Origin of the sequence: Burkholderia sp. AU31624 (assembly GCF_020420065.1) — a bacterium.
Lineage (GTDB): Bacteria > Pseudomonadota > Gammaproteobacteria > Burkholderiales > Burkholderiaceae > Burkholderia.
Genome location: NZ_JAIZRT010000003.1, coordinates 386579 through 401441, shown reverse-complemented (window position 1 = coordinate 401441; position 14863 = coordinate 386579). Strand labels below are relative to the sequence as shown.

12 protein-coding genes are annotated in these 14863 nt (G+C 67.7%); 10 read left to right on the top strand and 2 right to left on the bottom strand.

The features are described 5' to 3' along the window. Positions 1–129: 129 nt before the first annotated feature. The 6 genes from LGM89_RS12165 to LGM89_RS12140 all read left to right on the top strand — a co-directional run bounded on the left by LGM89_RS12165 (position 130) and on the right by LGM89_RS12140 (position 5509). Positions 130–792 carry a response regulator gene (locus LGM89_RS12165; protein WP_021164091.1) on the top strand — a complete coding sequence of 221 codons (663 nt, stop codon included), beginning with the start codon at positions 130–132 and terminating at the stop codon, positions 790–792. A 3-nt stretch (positions 793–795) separates the two neighbouring features. Beyond that, complete coding sequence (locus LGM89_RS12160; RefSeq protein ID WP_089456846.1) at positions 796–2142, top strand: ATP-binding protein; 1347 nt, start codon at positions 796–798, stop codon at positions 2140–2142. 111 nt (positions 2143–2253) lie between these two features. After that, positions 2254–3738: a DegQ family serine endoprotease gene (locus LGM89_RS12155; RefSeq protein ID WP_089440919.1), complete on the top strand. Its 1485-nt coding sequence runs from the start codon at positions 2254–2256 to the stop codon at positions 3736–3738. A gap of 105 nt (positions 3739–3843) precedes the next feature. After that, complete coding sequence (locus LGM89_RS12150; protein WP_089495543.1) at positions 3844–4281, top strand: carboxypeptidase regulatory-like domain-containing protein; 438 nt, start codon at positions 3844–3846, stop codon at positions 4279–4281. 132 nt (positions 4282–4413) lie between these two features. Beyond that, positions 4414–4773 (top strand): DUF427 domain-containing protein, encoded by a 360-nt coding sequence (locus LGM89_RS12145; RefSeq protein ID WP_089456844.1) that lies wholly within the window; start codon positions 4414–4416, stop codon positions 4771–4773. Between the two features lie 28 nt (positions 4774–4801). Further along, entirely contained in the window at positions 4802–5509 is a 708-nt protein-coding gene (locus LGM89_RS12140; protein ID WP_089456843.1) for a CoxG family protein, read from the top strand. Between the two features lie 41 nt (positions 5510–5550). Here the strand turns inward: LGM89_RS12140 and LGM89_RS12135 are convergent, their stop codons facing one another. Further along, the gene (locus LGM89_RS12135) at positions 5551–6567 is read right to left on the bottom strand and encodes a helix-turn-helix domain-containing protein (RefSeq protein ID WP_226273127.1); all 1017 of its coding nucleotides are present in this window, start codon (positions 6565–6567) and stop codon (positions 5551–5553) included. A gap of 152 nt (positions 6568–6719) precedes the next feature. On the opposite strand from LGM89_RS12135, the gene LGM89_RS12130 reads away from it, so the two are divergent. Beyond that, a complete protein-coding gene (locus tag LGM89_RS12130; RefSeq protein ID WP_226273126.1) occupies positions 6720–7385 on the top strand; it encodes a cysteine hydrolase family protein in 666 nt (221 codons plus the stop codon). An 83-nt stretch (positions 7386–7468) separates the two neighbouring features. On the opposite strand, the gene LGM89_RS12125 is transcribed toward LGM89_RS12130, so the two are convergent. Continuing rightward, positions 7469–8110, bottom strand: a complete 642-nt coding sequence (locus LGM89_RS12125; protein WP_089426224.1) for a TetR family transcriptional regulator — start codon at positions 8108–8110, stop codon at positions 7469–7471. A gap of 402 nt (positions 8111–8512) precedes the next feature. Between LGM89_RS12125 and LGM89_RS12120 the strand changes: the two genes are divergently transcribed. From LGM89_RS12120 to LGM89_RS12110, 3 genes are read left to right on the top strand one after another with little or no spacing between them, the layout of a single operon-like run. After that, the gene (locus LGM89_RS12120; RefSeq protein WP_089495538.1) at positions 8513–9787 is read left to right on the top strand and encodes an efflux RND transporter periplasmic adaptor subunit; all 1275 of its coding nucleotides are present in this window, start codon (positions 8513–8515) and stop codon (positions 9785–9787) included. A 15-nt stretch (positions 9788–9802) separates the two neighbouring features. Continuing rightward, complete coding sequence (bpeB, locus tag LGM89_RS12115; protein WP_039368427.1) at positions 9803–13003, top strand: efflux RND transporter permease BpeB; 3201 nt, start codon at positions 9803–9805, stop codon at positions 13001–13003. Then, positions 13003–14526 (top strand): efflux transporter outer membrane subunit, encoded by a 1524-nt coding sequence (locus tag LGM89_RS12110; protein ID WP_174943446.1) that lies wholly within the window; start codon positions 13003–13005, stop codon positions 14524–14526. Before bpeB ends, LGM89_RS12110 begins: the two co-directional genes overlap by 1 nt. Positions 14527–14863 lie beyond the last annotated feature (337 nt).

The window sequence follows — 14863 nt, the reverse complement described above, 5'->3', positions numbered from 1 at the left end:
CATTGTAGAGACAAGTCCGGACAGCCCCCTTGCAATCCGCCTTTCTGTTGCATTGCACGGTGCCGCGCGCCCGGTTCGCGGCGCTACAATGGTCGGCGTGTTTGACTCGCCCCATGGATGCCTGTCCCGATGCGGATTCTGCTTGTCGAAGATGATCGAATGATTGCCGAAGGCGTGCGCAAGGCGCTGCGCTCGGACGGCTTCGCGGTCGACTGGGTGCAGGACGGCGACGCCGCGCTGACGGCGCTCGGCGGCGAGACGTACGACCTGCTGCTGCTTGATCTCGGCCTGCCGAAGCGCGACGGCATCGACGTGCTGCGCACGCTGCGCGCACGCGGGCTGGCGCTGCCGGTGCTGATCGTCACCGCGCGCGACGCGGTGGCCGACCGCGTGAAGGGGCTCGACGCGGGCGCCGACGACTACCTCGTCAAGCCATTCGACCTCGATGAACTGGGCGCGCGGATGCGCGCGCTGATCCGCCGCCAGGCCGGGCGCAGCGAATCGCTGATCCGCCACGGCGCGCTGACGCTCGATCCCGCTTCGCACCAGGTGACGCTCGACGGCGCGCCCGTCGCGCTGTCCGCGCGCGAGTTCGCGCTGCTCGAGGCGCTGCTCGCGCGGCCCGGCGCGGTGCTGTCGAAGAGCCAGCTCGAGGAGAAGATGTACGGCTGGGGCGAGGAGATCGGCAGCAACACGGTCGAGGTCTACATCCACGCGCTGCGCAAGAAGCTCGGCTCGGACCTGATCCGCAACGTGCGCGGGCTCGGCTACATGGTCGTCAAGGAAAGCTGACGCGTGAGGTCGATTCGTCATCAATTGCTGATCTGGCTGCTCGCGATCGTCGTCGCGGGCGTGGGCCTCGCGGGCTGGCTCATCTACCGGCAGGCGCTCGCCGAAGCGAACGAACTGTTCGACTACCAGTTGCAGGAAATCGCCGCGGCGTTGCCGTCCGAGCCGTTCTCGCAGGTGTTCGGTTCGCGCACCAACGGCGACGAAGGTATCGTGATCCAGATCTGGAACCGCAACGGCGTGCTGATGTACTTCTCGCATCCGCGTGCGCCGATCGCGCCGCGCGCGGAGCTCGGCTTCTCGACCGAACGCACCGATCGCGGCGAATGGCGCGTGTACGGCGCGATCGTCGGCGACAACGTCGTGCAGCTCGCGCAGCCGTTGTCGGTGCGCAACCGGCTCGCGGCGAACGTCGCGCTGCGCACGCTGTGGCCGCTGATCGTGCTGTTGCCGTTCCTCGGCGCGGCCGTGTGGGTGATCGTCGGACGCGGGCTCGCGCCGCTCGGCCGCGTGACGCGCGCGGTCGAGGCGCGCCGGCCGGAAGCGCTTGATGCGCTGCCCGATGGGCGCCTGCCGCTCGAGGTGCAGCCGCTCGTCCGCGCGCTGAACGGGCTGCTCGCCCGGCTGGCGGCCGCGCTTGACACGCAGAAGGCCTTCGTGGCCGATGCCGCGCACGAACTGCGCACGCCGCTCGCGGCCGTGCAGATCCAGGCACAGCTCGTCGCCCGTGCGAAGGACGACGCGTCGCGCCGCGAGGCGATCGCCGATCTCCAGGATGGCGTGTCGCGTGCGACGCGCCTCACCGAGCAACTGCTCGCGCTCGCCCGCGCCGAACCGGATGGCGCGACGATGCGCGAGCCGGTCGACCTGCAGGCGCTGCTCGCCGAATGCGTGGCCGCGCTTGCGCCGCTCGCGCAACGGCGCGACATCGATCTCGGCTTCGAGGAGACGCGCGCGGCGAGCGTCGTCGCGGACGTCGGCGCGCTGCGCGTGATGTTCGGCAACCTGCTCGACAACGCAGTGAAGTACACGCCGGACGGCGGCCGCATCGACGTATCGCTGACCCGCGACGCGGCCGGCCGCGCGTGCGTGCAGATCGGCGACAGCGGGCCCGGCATTCCGGCCGACGAGCGCGAACGCGTGTTCGACCGCTTCTACCGCGACAGCTCCGCACGGGCGCGCACCGACGTGTCGGGCAGCGGGCTCGGGCTCGCGATCGTCAAGCGCGTGGCCGCGCAGCAGGGCGCGACGGTGTCGCTCGGCGACGCGGCCGCGGGCGGCCTGCTCGTCAGCGTCGTGTTTCGCGATGCCGAGATGCCGGCCGAGGCGCCGCAGCCGTCCGAATCCGTGTGAAGCACGACCCCGCGCAGGCGCCGGCGGCCGCTTAAGCCCCGCTTAAGGCTGATTAAGCCTCCTTTAAGTCAGGGTCGTTACGCTGCGTCCTAACAAAGAGGAGGTCCTACGATGAATACCCGATTCCTTGCGCGCGGCGCCGTCGCGGTCGCCGTGGCGGCCGCCCTGTCCGCCGGTTATGTCGCCGGCACCCACCGCGCCGATCCGCAGATCATCACGCCCGCGCAGGCCGCCGCACTGATGCCGGCCGAAGCGGCCGCGAAGACCGGCATCCCCGATTTCTCCGGGCTCGTCGAGACCTACGGCCCGGCGGTCGTGAACATCAGCGCGAAGCACGTCGTGAAGCAGGTGTCGCGGCGCGTGCCGCAGCCGCAGCTGCCGATCGATCCGAGCGACCCGTTCTACCAGTTCTTCAAGCACTTCTACGGCCAGGTGCCGGGCATGGGCGGCGACGCGCAGCCGGACGACCAGCCGAGCGCGAGCCTCGGTTCGGGGTTCGTCATCAGCTCCGACGGGTACATCCTCACCAATGCGCACGTGATCGACGGCGCGAACGTCGTCACGGTCAAGCTGACCGACAAGCGCGAATACAAGGCGAAGGTCGTCGGCTCCGACAAGCAGTCGGACGTCGCGGTGCTGAAGATCGACGCGAGCGGCCTGCCGACCGTGAAGATTGGCGACCCGGCGCAGAGCAAGGTCGGCCAGTGGGTCGTCGCGATCGGTTCGCCGTACGGCTTCGACAACACGGTCACGTCGGGCATCATCAGCGCGAAGTCGCGCGCGCTGCCGGACGAGAACTACACGCCGTTCATCCAGACCGACGTGCCGGTGAACCCGGGCAACTCGGGCGGCCCGCTGTTCAACCTGCAGGGCGAGGTGATCGGCATCAACTCGATGATCTACTCGCAGACGGGCGGCTTCCAGGGCCTGTCGTTCGCGATCCCGATCAACGAGGCAATCAAGGTGAAGGACGAGCTCGTGAAGACGGGCCACGTGAGCCGCGGCCGCCTCGGCGTCGCCGTGCAGGGGCTGAACCAGACGCTCGCGAGCTCGTTCGGGCTGCAGAAGCCGGACGGCGCGCTCGTCAGCTCGGTCGACGCCAACGGCCCGGCCGCGAAGGCCGGCCTGCAGCCGGGTGACGTGATCCTGTCGGTCAACGGCTCGCCGGTTGCCGATTCGACGTCGCTGCCCGCGCAGATCGCGAACCTGAAGCCGGGGTCGAAGGCCGACCTGCAGATCTGGCGCGACAAGTCGAAGAAGTCGATCAGCGTGACGCTCGGCGCGATGGCCGACGCGAAGCTCGCGTCGAACGACGGCGGGCCGGTCGAGCAGGGGCGCCTGGGCGTCGCGGTGCGTCCGCTGTCGCCGCAGGAGCGCAGTGCCGCCAACCTGTCGCATGGCCTGATCGTGCAGCAGGCCGGCGGGCCGGCCGCCAACGCGGGCATCCAGCCCGGCGACGTGATCCTCGCGGTCAACGGCCGTCCGGTCACGAGCCCCGAGCAGTTGCGCGACGCGGTCAAGGGGGCGGGCAACAGTCTTGCTCTGCTGATCCAGCGCGATAATGCACAGATCTTCGTGCCGGTCGACCTGAGCTGACCGGCGACGGCCGATGGCCGGCCAGGCCGGCCGCGGCGGGCGCCGCCGCCGTACTGAAGGTGTGGCGCGGCGCCCTGTATGTGTTCCGACCCCAAGGAGAGAGCCATGCAATATCTACGCAACGTGTCCCGATTTGCCGTCGCCGCGGCGCTGGCCGCCGGCCTCGCAGCCGGAGCGACCGGCGCGTACGCGCAGTCGGACGGCTTGCCCGCCGCGCGCCAGCAGGGCGACGTCACCTTCGTGTCCGGCGGCGTCGGGCTGGACGAATCGACGGCGTTCCAGCGCAACGAGCCGAGTTGGCCGCTGGCGCTGCGGTTCACCGGCAAGGGCGGTGAGTTCCTGGCCGACGTCCACGTGCGGATCGTCGACGGCAAGGGTACCGAAGTGCTGAAGACCGACGCGCGCGGGCCGTACATGCTCGTGAAGGTGCCGCCGGGCCGCTATACGGTGCAGGCGTCGTATCAGGGCAACGAGGAATCCCACGCCGTCACGGTCGGCGCGAAGGGCGGCGCGAAAACCGCCTTCCAGTGGAGCGCGCAGTAGCCCGCCGCGCGCGGCCCCGGCCGGGGTTGCGCATTCGGCTGCGGTTTCGCCCATAATGAAAGCCACGGCACTCGTGCCGTGGCTTTTTCGTTTCCTGAGTCCGGCCTGGCCGGGCCGCCCCAAGGAGAAACGATGTCCGACGCAGCCGACCCTCGTCTCGAAATCGTGCCGAACCGCCATCGCGTGCGCGTGATCCATCGCGGCATCACGTACGCCGATTCGCACGGCGCGTTGACCGTGCGCGAAACGGGCCTGCCGGACACCCACTACCTGCCGCGCAGCGACGTCAACATGCGCCGGCTCGTGAAGTCGGGCGTCACGTCGGCCTGCCCGTTCAGGGGCGAGGCCGTGCACTTCGACTTGCAGACCGAAGACGGCGTGATCGAGAACGCCGCGTGGAGTTACGAGGCACCGAAGGCGGCTGCGTTGGCGCTCGCGCACTACGTTGCCTTCGACGCCGCACGGATCGACAGTCTCGTCGAGACGTCCTGATGCGGCGCGTGTTCATCGGGGAGGCGTCATGGAACTGAACGACACGTTACGCATACCGCTCGCCCCGCCCGTCGTGCGGGAGGCATTCGAGGATCTCGCGTTGCTGCGCGCGAGCTTCGACCATTGCGAATCCTTCGTGAAGCTTGCGCATGGCGAGTTTGCGCTGACGATCACGGTGCCGCTCGGCCCGCTGCGCGCCCGCTACGACGTGCGCGCGCATGCGGCCGCGGAGCAGGGCGACGCGGAAGGGCAGCCGCGCCGCGTGCTCAACTTCAAGGCGCGGGCCGACGGGCTTGGCGCGCTGCGCGGCCAGGTCGAACTCGTGCTGATGCCGGATGACGATGCGAACGCCACGCGCATCGAGTACGTCGTCTGGGCGACGGCAAGCGGCCCGCTCACCGAGTTGCCGGGGCGGCAGATCGAAAACACGCTGCGCGAATGGACCGACGATTTCTTCCGTGAATTCTGCACGGTCGTGCAGGCGAAGCACGGTCTTGCACCGAATCGCGCGCGCTCGGCCGTGCCACGGCGCCAGCACGTGTTCCTGCGGCCGGCGTCGCTGGTGGCCGCGACGAAGCGTGCGCTGCCGCCGCACCTTGGCGGTGCGCTGAGCGGGCGTGCCGCCAGCGCGCTCCCGCATCGCGGCGCCGGCACCGTGCCCGTGTGGGCGTGGGCCGCGATGATCGTCTTCGTCGCGCTGCTGCTGTACGCGGCGCGCTGGATCAACGGCGGCTGAGCGGCCGGACGGTTCCGCTGCGAGGCTGCTCGCCGCGCGCGTTACCGCACGACCTCGGCGCCGGCTCCGGCGCCGCGAAATTCCCTTCGATATGCCGACGGCGACGTGCCGAGCGCGCCCGCGAAATGCTGGCGCAGCGACACGCTCGACCCGTAGCCGGCCGCCTGCGCGATCGCATCGATCGATTGCCCGGTGGTTTCCAGCAGATGCTGCGCGCGCGCGAGCCGCTCGGCCTGCAGCCACGCGGTGACGGTCGTGCCGGTCGCCTGGCGGAAGTGGCGCGTGAACGTGCGCCGGCTCATCAGCACGCGTTCGGCGAGCGAATCGACGCTGTGTGCGGCGTCGAGGTGGGCGCGCACCCAGTCGAGCAGGCCCGCGAGCCGCGCATCGCGCGGGTGCGCGGCCACCGGCTGCGGCACGTACTGCGCCTGCCCGCCCTGCCGGTGCGGCGGGATCACGAGGCGGCGCGCGATCTGGTTCGCGGCGTCCGAGCCGAAGCGCAGCCGGACGACGTGCAGGCAGCAGTCGAGCCCGGCGGCCGTGCCGGCCGACGTCATCAGGTTGCCGTCGTCCACGTACAGCACGTCCGGATCGAGCTTCACGCGCGGAAAGCGTTGTGCGAAGTCGTCGGCCCACGCCCAGTGCGTGGTGGCCGGGCGGCCGTCGAGCAGGCCGGCCGCAGCGAGCACGTACGCGCCGAGGCACAGCCCGACGAGCTGCGCGCCACGCGCGGCGGCCGCGCGGACAGCGTCGAGCAGCACGTCGGGCGGCGCTTCGTCCGGGTCGCGCCATGCCGGCACGATGACGATGTCCGCGTCGTCGAGCCCGTCGAGCCCGTACGGCGCGGTGATCGTGAAGCCGCCCGTCGTCGACAGCGGGCCACGTTCGGCCGAGCAGACGCGGAACTCGAACGCGGGCGAGGCGGCCGCGTCGCGTTCCTTGCCGAATACGACCGACGGCACCGACAGGTGGAACGGGCTGATGCCGTCGTACGCGATCACGGCGACGACGGTCGGAGCGGGCTGGGCGGTCCGGGTGGGCGAGGCGGCGGCGGTCATGGCAGGCTTCGGAGTGGCGATGGCCCGATTCTATCGAAGAATGGCTATCGGGCCACTGTCCCCGTGAGCGATGCGCGCCGACAATGCATCGCATCGCGCCGCTGGCCGTCCCGTTCCGGGGTGGGGCCGCGCCACCGCACCAGGAGCCCGTCATGTCGAACGCCGTCCCGCCTTCCGCTTCCCAAACCGTTCCCCGTCGCGCACTGATCGTGATCGACGTCCAGAACGAATACGTGACGGGCAACCTGCCGATCGACTATCCGCCGCTCGACGTGTCGCTCGCGAACATCGGCCGCGCGATCGATGCCGCGCATGCGGCCGGCGTGCCGGTGATCGTGGTCCAGCACGTCGCACCGGCCGGCGCGCCGATCTTCGCGCCCGGCTCCGACGGCGTCGCGCTGCACGCGGTCGTTGCCGGCCGGCCGTATGCGCACCTGATCGAGAAGAAGCAGGCCAGTTCGTTCGCCGGAACCGACCTCGCCGCGTGGCTCGACGCGCACGGGATCGACACGCTCACGGTGGCCGGCTACATGACGCACAACTGCAACGCGTCGACGGTCTATCACGCGGCGCACGCGGGGCTGAATGTCGAGTACCTGAACGACGCGACGGGTGCGCTGCCGTACGAGAACGAAGCAGGCGCGGTAAGCGCCGAGGAGATTCACCGCACGTACGCGGTCGTGTTCCAGTCGAATTTCGCGGCCGTGATGTCGACCGACGCGTGGATCGCGGGACTGGCCGGTGCGCCGATGCCGAAGCGCGATTCGGTCGCCGCGTCGAACCGGCGGGCCCGCGCGCAGCGCGCGACGGTGGCCTGAAACGGGAGGGAGAGGGGGGAGGGCGCGGGCGGCGCGCCGCCCGATGAAACAAACAACCCCGCAAGCGCGCGCTCGTCGCGCGGTCAGTCGCCGTCCTTCAGCATCGCCGGGCTGAAGCGCAGCATGTCGAAACAGCCGTCGACGAGCTTTTCCGCATGCTGCTCGGCGTCGATTTCGTCGGGCAGCATCAGCATGTCGCGCACGAAACCGCTGACGAGCGTGTGCAGCATCAGCGTCGCGCGCCACGTATCGAGCCGCTCGGGCAGCAGCTTGAGCCGCACGGCCCCCGCGAGATCGGCATCGATCGCGTGCAGCGCCTCGCTCATGCCCGCACGGTTGCGCTGGAGCAGCGGCTCCAGATCCGCGACGTACTCGCACTTCATGAACAGGATGCTGAACACGCGGCGCAACTGCGCGTCGCGCTGCACGCCGAGCAGGCACCAGATCAGGATCTGCCGGATCTTCTCGAGCGGATTGCCGCCCGGCGCGTCGAGCGGCATCCGCTTCAGCTCGTCGATCGGCAGAAACACGCGGTCGAACATCGCGTCGAACAGTTCGCTCTTGTTCGCGAAATGCCAGTAGATCGCACCGCGCGTCACGCCGGCGTGCTGGGCGATGTCCGCGAGCGACGTGTGCGACACGCCTTTCTCGAAGAACACGTGTTCGGCGGCGTCGAGAATGCGGTTACGCGTCTCGAGCGCCTCCTCCTTGGTACGTCTGACCATGTGCAGGCCTGATTGGAATGAATCGTAGGTGAATTTAGGGTCTGCAACCCTCGGCGCAGTCATATAGACTGGCTATGCTTGCGATTGGTAACAATCCGTAAGACTGGACGGCAGGCGGGGCATAAACGGGCTTTTTACATACATTCATGAATGTATATACAATACCACCCTACGATCGAATGACCCAAGTGGCAATCAGTTAATATCCCACTCTGCTGATTCCCGCCAAAGTTCCAGTCCGCAGTGCGGGGCAACCTGTCGGCACGGAGGTTTCGTGCCGCTTGCTGTATCTAGCAGTCCAGTATTTCAGGTGTTCGATCTGCGCCGTGAGGCGCATCCGTGTCGCGCTCCCTCCGGTGGGGTGCGGCACTTATTCCATTGGTTATACACAGAGGTCGCTCCATGCGCGTCGAACGGGTTCCATACCGCTTAATCACTGTCGCGACGGCCGCCGTTTTCCTGGCCGCGTGCGGGAAAAAAGAATCGGCACCGCCGCCGCAAACGCCGGAAGTCGGCGTCGTCACCGTCCAACCGCAAGCCGTACCGGTCTTCAGCGAACTGCCGGGCCGCACCAGCGCATTCCTCGTCGCGCAGGTGCGCGCACGAGTCGACGGCATCGTGCTGCGTCGTGAATTCACCGAAGGCACCGACGTCAAGGCCGGCCAGCGTCTGTACAAGATCGATCCGGCGCCGTACGTCGCCGCACTGAACAGCGCGAAGGCAACGCTCGCGAAGGCGCAGGCGAACCTCGTCACGCAGAACGCACTGGTCGCGCGCTACAAGGTGCTGGTGGCCGCGAACGCGGTCAGCAAGCAGGACTACGACAACGCAGTGGCCACGCAAGGCCAGGCCGCGGCGGACGTCGCGGCCGGCAAGGCAGCGGTCGATACCGCGCAGATCAACCTCGGCTACACCGACGTCGTGTCGCCGATCACCGGCCGTGTCGGCATCTCGCAGGTGACGCCAGGCGCGTACGTGCAGGCGAGCCAGGCGACGCTGATGTCGACGGTGCAGCAGCTCGATCCGGTGTATGTCGACCTCACGCAGTCGAGCCTCGAAGGCCTGAAGCTGCGCCAGGACGTGCAGAGCGGCCGCCTGAAGACGAGCGGCCCGGGCGCCGCGAAGGTGTCGCTGATCCTGGAAGACGGCAAGACCTACTCGGAAGCCGGCAAGCTGCAGTTCTCGGACGTGACGGTCGACCAGGCCACCGGTTCGGTGACGATCCGCGCGGTGTTCCCGAACCCGGGCCGCGTGCTGCTGCCGGGCATGTTCGTGCGCGCACGGATCGAGGAAGGCGTGAACGAGAACGCGTTCCTGGTGCCGCAGATCGGCGTCACGCACGACCAGAAGGGCCAGGCGATCGCGATGGTGGTGAACGCCAGCAACAAGGTCGAGCCGCGTCCGCTGAAGACCACCGGCATGCAGGGCCCGAACTGGATCGTCGAAGGCGGTCTGCAAGCGGGCGACCACGTGATCGTGCAGGGCGGCGAGAAGGTGCGCCCGGGTGCGACCGTGAAGTCGGTACCGGCACAGCTCGCACCGGCGGCTGCCGCCGCATCGGGCGTCGCCGCCACCGCCGCGCCGGCTGCCGCCGGTTCCGGCGCCGCTGCCGCTTCCGGTGCTGCCGCATCGGGCGCCGCGCCGGCGAGTGCTGCCGCTGCTTCGAGCGCGCAATAACAGGGAGCCTGTTTCATGGCAAAGTTTTTTATCGATCGCCCGATCTTCGCGTGGGTGATCGCCATCATCCTGATGCTGGCCGGGGTTGCGGCGATCTTCACGCTGCCGATCTCGCAGTATCCGACGATCGCGCCGCCCTCGATCCAGATCACCGCGAACTACCCGGGCGCTTCCGCGAAGACGGTGGAAGACACGGTGACGCAGGTGATCGAGCAGCAGATGAGCGGTCTCGACAACTTCCTGTACATGTCGTCGACCAGTGACGACTCGGGCAACGCGACGATCACGCTGACCTTCGCGCCGGGTACCAACGCCGACATCGCACAGGTTCAGGTGCAGAACAAGCTGTCGCTCGCGACGCCGATTCTGCCGCAGGTCGTGCAGCAGCTCGGCCTCTCGGTGACGAAGTCGAGCAGCAGCTTCCTGCTGGTGCTCGCCTTCAACTCCGAAGACGGCAGCATGAACAAATACGACCTCGCGAACTTCGTGGCGTCGCACGTGAAGGACCCGATCAGCCGGTTGAACGGCGTCGGTACCGTCACGCTGTTCGGCTCGCAGTACGCGATGCGGGTCTGGCTCGATGCGACCCGGCTGACGAACTACGGCCTCACGCCGGTCGACGTGTCGACCGCGATCTCCGCACAGAACGTGCAGATCGCAGGTGGCCAGATCGGCGGCACGCCGTCCACGCCGGGCACGATGCTGCAGGCGACGATCACCGAGTCGACGCTGCTGCAGACGCCCGAGCAGTTCGGCAACATCCTGCTGAAGGTCAACCAGGACGGCTCGCAGGTTCGCCTGAAGGATGTCGCGAAGCTCGAGCTCGGCGGTGAAAACTACAACTTCGACACGAAGTACAACGGTCAGCCGACCGCGGCACTCGGTATCCAGCTCGCGACCAACGCGAACGCCCTCGCCACCGCGAAGGCCGTGCGCGCGAAGATCGACGAACTGGCGCCGTTCTTCCCGCACGGCCTCGTCGTGAAGTACCCGTACGACACGACGCCGTTCGTGAAGCTGTCGATCGAGGAAGTGGTCAAGACGCTGCTCGAAGGTATCGTGCTGGTGTTCCTCGTGATGTATCTGTTCCTGCAGAACCTGCGGGCGACGATCATCCCGACGATCGCGGTGCCGGTCGTGCTGCTCGGCACGTTCGCGATCATGTCGATGGTGGGCTTCTCGATCAACACGCTGTCGATGTTCGGCCTCGTACTCGCGATCGGCCTGCTGGTGGACGATGCGATCGTGGTGGTGGAGAACGTCGAGCGGGTGATGGCGGAAGAGGGCTTGTCACCGAAGGAGGCGACCCGCAAGGCGATGGGCCAGATCACCGGCGCACTCGTCGGCGTGGCGCTCGTGCTGTCGGCGGTGTTCGTGCCGGTGGCGTTCTCTGGCGGCTCGGTCGGCGCGATCTATCGTCAGTTCTCGCTGACGATCGTGTCGGCGATGGTGCTGTCGGTGCTGGTCGCGTTGATTCTGACGCCGGCCCTGTGCGCGACGATCCTCAAGCCGATCCCGCAAGGGCATCACGAAGAGAAGAAGGGCTTCTTCGGCTGGTTCAACCGCACGTTCAACAACAGCCGCGACAAGTACCACGTCGGCGTGCACCACGTGATCAAGCGCTCGGGCCGCTGGCTCATCATCTACCTCGTCGTGATCGTCGCGGTCGGCCTGCTGTTCGTGCGCCTGCCGAAGTCGTTCCTGCCGGATGAAGACCAGGGCCTGATGTTCGTGATCGTGCAGACGCCGTCGGGCTCGACGCAGGAAACGACCGCGAAGACGCTCGCGAACATTTCCGACTACCTGCTGAAGGACGAGAAGGAAATCGTCGAATCGGCGTTCACGGTCAACGGCTTCAGCTTCGCCGGCCGCGGCCAGAACTCCGGTCTCGTGTTCGTTCGCCTGAAGGACTACTCGCAGCGTCAGCATGCGAACCAGAAGGTGCAGGCGCTGATCGGCCGGATGTTCGGGCGCTACGCGGGCTACAAGGACGCGATCGTGATCCCGTTCAACCCGCCGTCGATTCCTGAACTCGGCACCGCTGCCGGCTTCGACTTCGAGCTGACGGACAACGCAGGTCTCGGCCACGATGCGCTGATGGCCGCGCGTAACCAGCTGCTCGGGATGGCCTCGAAGGATCCGACGCTGCAGGGTGTGCGTCCGAACGGCCTGAACGATACGCCGCAGTACAAGGTCGACATCGATCGCGAGAAGGCGAACGCGCTCGGCGTGACGGCGGATGCGATCGACCAGACGTTCTCGATCGCCTGGGCGTCGAAGTACGTGAACAACTTCCTCGATACCGACGGCCGGATCAAGAAGGTCTACGTGCAGGCGGACGCACCGTTCCGGATGACGCCGGAAGACCTGAACATCTGGTACGTGCGCAACGGGTCGGGCGGGATGGTGCCGTTCAGTTCGTTCGCGACCGGTCACTGGACGTACGGTTCGCCGAAGCTCGAGCGCTACAACGGTGTGTCGGCCATGGAAATCCAGGGTCAGGCCGCACCGGGCAAGTCGACGGGTCAGGCGATGGCTGCGATGGAACAGATCGCGAAGAAGCTGCCGGTCGGTATCGGCTATTCGTGGACGGGCCTGTCGTTCCAGGAAATCCAGTCCGGTTCGCAGGCGCCGATCCTGTACGCGATCTCGATCCTCGTCGTGTTCCTGTGTCTCGCGGCGCTGTATGAAAGCTGGTCGATCCCGTTCTCGGTGATCATGGTGGTGCCGCTCGGCGTGATCGGTGCACTGCTCGCGGCAACGATGCGCGGCCTCGAGAACGACGTGTTCTTCCAGGTCGGCCTGCTGACGACCGTGGGCTTGTCCGCGAAGAACGCGATTCTGATCGTGGAGTTCGCGCGCGAACTGCAGATGACGGAGAAGATGGGGCCGATCGAGGCCGCGCTGGAAGCGGCGCGCCTGCGGCTGCGTCCGATCCTGATGACGTCGCTCGCGTTCATTCTCGGTGTGATGCCGCTCGCGATCAGCAACGGCGCGGGTTCGGCGAGCCAGCACGCAATCGGTACGGGCGTGATCGGCGGGATGATCACGGCGACGTTCCTCGCGATCTTCATGATCCCGATGTTCTTCGTGAAGATCCGCGCGATCTTCAGCGGCGAGAAGGAAGACGTCGACGAGGCGCTGCGCCTGGCTCAGGAGCACTCGCACCACGAAGAGAAGCCGGGCAACGGCGACGAAGGCAACAAGGGACAGTGATGATGCAAAAACACGCTTTGACTGCAATCGCGGTCGCGCTCTTCGCCACGGGCTGCACGATGGCGCCGCATTACAAGCGGCCCGATGCACCCGTCGCGCAGGCGTACCCGGCCGGCGGCGTCTACGCGACGCAGCCGGGTGCGGCCGGCGCGCGCAGCGCGAACGGGCAAGCTGCGACCGCCATCGGCTGGCGCGAGTTCTTCGTCGATCCGCGCCTGCAGCGGCTGATCGAGATCGCGCTGAAAAACAACCGCGACCTGCGCGTATCGGTGCTGAACATCGAGGCGGCGCGCGCGCAGTACCAGATCACGCGCGCGGGCCTGTTCCCGACGATCGATGCGACGGGTACCGGTAATCGTCAGCGCTTGCCGAATGCGCTGTCGGTGGCGCCGGGCCGGAACATCACGACGACCTACAACGTCGGGCTGTCGGCGTCGTGGGAACTCGACCTGTTCGGCCGCGTGCAGAGCCTGAAGGACCAGGCGCTCGCGCAGTACCTGTCGACCGCGTATGCGCGGCAGGCGTCGGAGATCTCGCTGGTGTCGCAGGTGGCGGATCAATACCTGACGCTGCTGTCGACCGACGATCTGCTGAAGGTCACGGAGAACACGCTGAAGACGGCGCAGGACTCGTACAACCTGACGAAGCTGCAGTTCGACAACGGCACGGGCTCCGAGCTCGAGTTGCGTCAGGCGCAGACGGTGGTCGAGCAGGCGCTGTCGAACCAGCAGGCGCAAGCACGGGCACGCGCGCAGGCGTTGAACGCGCTGGTGCTGCTGATCGGCGAGCCGCTGCCGGACGATTTGCCGGCGGGCATGCCGCTCGACGCGCAGAACCTGCTGACGGACGTGCCGGCCGGCCTGCCGTCCGACCTGCTGACGCGTCGTCCCGACGTGATGCAGGCCGAGCAGTCGCTGCTGGCGGCGAACGCGAACATCGGTGCGGCACGCGCGGCGTTCTTCCCGAAGATCTCGCTGACGGCCGCGTTCGGCACCGCGAGCCCGACGCTCGGCGGCCTGTTCAAGGCCGGCACGGCGGCATGGTCGTTCGCGCCGAGCATCGCGTTGCCGATCTTCGAAGGCGGCTCGAACATCGCGAACCTCGATCTTGCGCACGTGCAGAAGCGCATCGAGATCGCGAACTACGAGAAGGCGATCCAGTCGGCGTTCCGCGACGTGGCGGACGGGTTGGCCGCACGCGGCACGTACGACCAGCAGATCGCGGCGCTGGAGCGCAACGAGCACGCGCAGCAGCGTCGCTTCGACCTGTCGGACCTGCGTTACAAGAACGGTGTCGACAGCTACCTGTCGGTGCTGACCGCGCAGACGGACCTGTATTCGGCGCAGCAGTCGCTGATCAATGCGCGCCTGGCACGCTGGACCAACCTGGTCAACCTGTACCGTTCGCTGGGCGGCGGGTGGATCGAGCGGGCCGGCGAAACGCCGCGCGCGCCGGATGCACCGGTCGACTACGACAAGGCGGCCGCTCCGGCGCCTGCGTCGGCAACGGCGACGAACGGGTAAACGCAAGGAGGGGCAGGCGCGGTTTCGATCGTGCTTGTCCTTCGAACCGGCTGGTTGCGGAATCGAAAACGCCACGGACGAAAGTCCGTGGCGTTTTCTTTTGCGTAGTCGATTCGTGCGGCGCGAAAACGGTTGGGGTGACGATGCGCGTGTCGGATTCTGGTGCCGCTTATAGCGTCGGACCAGCCATCCTGCTTGGCGACTCGGCATCATCGCGCCGCGCCCGCGGGCGACCCGCTTTCACGCGCCACCGCCTGTTCCGCCGTTCGACCGTCCAGCTGTCCGCCTGTCCGAACGCCCAGCTGTCCGACCGATCACCGCGCAGCTTCCCGCACCC

Excerpts from the sequence above, each read along its gene's own strand:
- LGM89_RS12165 (WP_021164091.1), top strand. The coding sequence starts at position 130 with ATGCGGATTCTGCTTGTCGAAGATGATCGAATGATTGCCGAAGGCGTG.
- LGM89_RS12155 (WP_089440919.1), top strand. The coding sequence starts at position 2,254 with ATGAATACCCGATTCCTTGCGCGCGGCGCCGTCGCGGTCGCCGTGGCG.
- LGM89_RS12150 (WP_089495543.1), top strand. The coding sequence starts at position 3,844 with ATGCAATATCTACGCAACGTGTCCCGATTTGCCGTCGCCGCGGCGCTG.
- LGM89_RS12145 (WP_089456844.1), top strand. The coding sequence starts at position 4,414 with ATGTCCGACGCAGCCGACCCTCGTCTCGAAATCGTGCCGAACCGCCAT.
- LGM89_RS12140 (WP_089456843.1), top strand. The coding sequence starts at position 4,802 with ATGGAACTGAACGACACGTTACGCATACCGCTCGCCCCGCCCGTCGTG.
- LGM89_RS12135 (WP_226273127.1), bottom strand. The coding sequence starts at position 6,567 with ATGACCGCCGCCGCCTCGCCCACCCGGACCGCCCAGCCCGCTCCGACC.
- LGM89_RS12130 (WP_226273126.1), top strand. The coding sequence starts at position 6,720 with ATGTCGAACGCCGTCCCGCCTTCCGCTTCCCAAACCGTTCCCCGTCGC.
- LGM89_RS12125 (WP_089426224.1), bottom strand. The coding sequence starts at position 8,110 with ATGGTCAGACGTACCAAGGAGGAGGCGCTCGAGACGCGTAACCGCATT.
- LGM89_RS12120 (WP_089495538.1), top strand. The coding sequence starts at position 8,513 with ATGCGCGTCGAACGGGTTCCATACCGCTTAATCACTGTCGCGACGGCC.
- bpeB (WP_039368427.1), top strand. The coding sequence starts at position 9,803 with ATGGCAAAGTTTTTTATCGATCGCCCGATCTTCGCGTGGGTGATCGCC.
- LGM89_RS12110 (WP_174943446.1), top strand. The coding sequence starts at position 13,003 with ATGATGCAAAAACACGCTTTGACTGCAATCGCGGTCGCGCTCTTCGCC.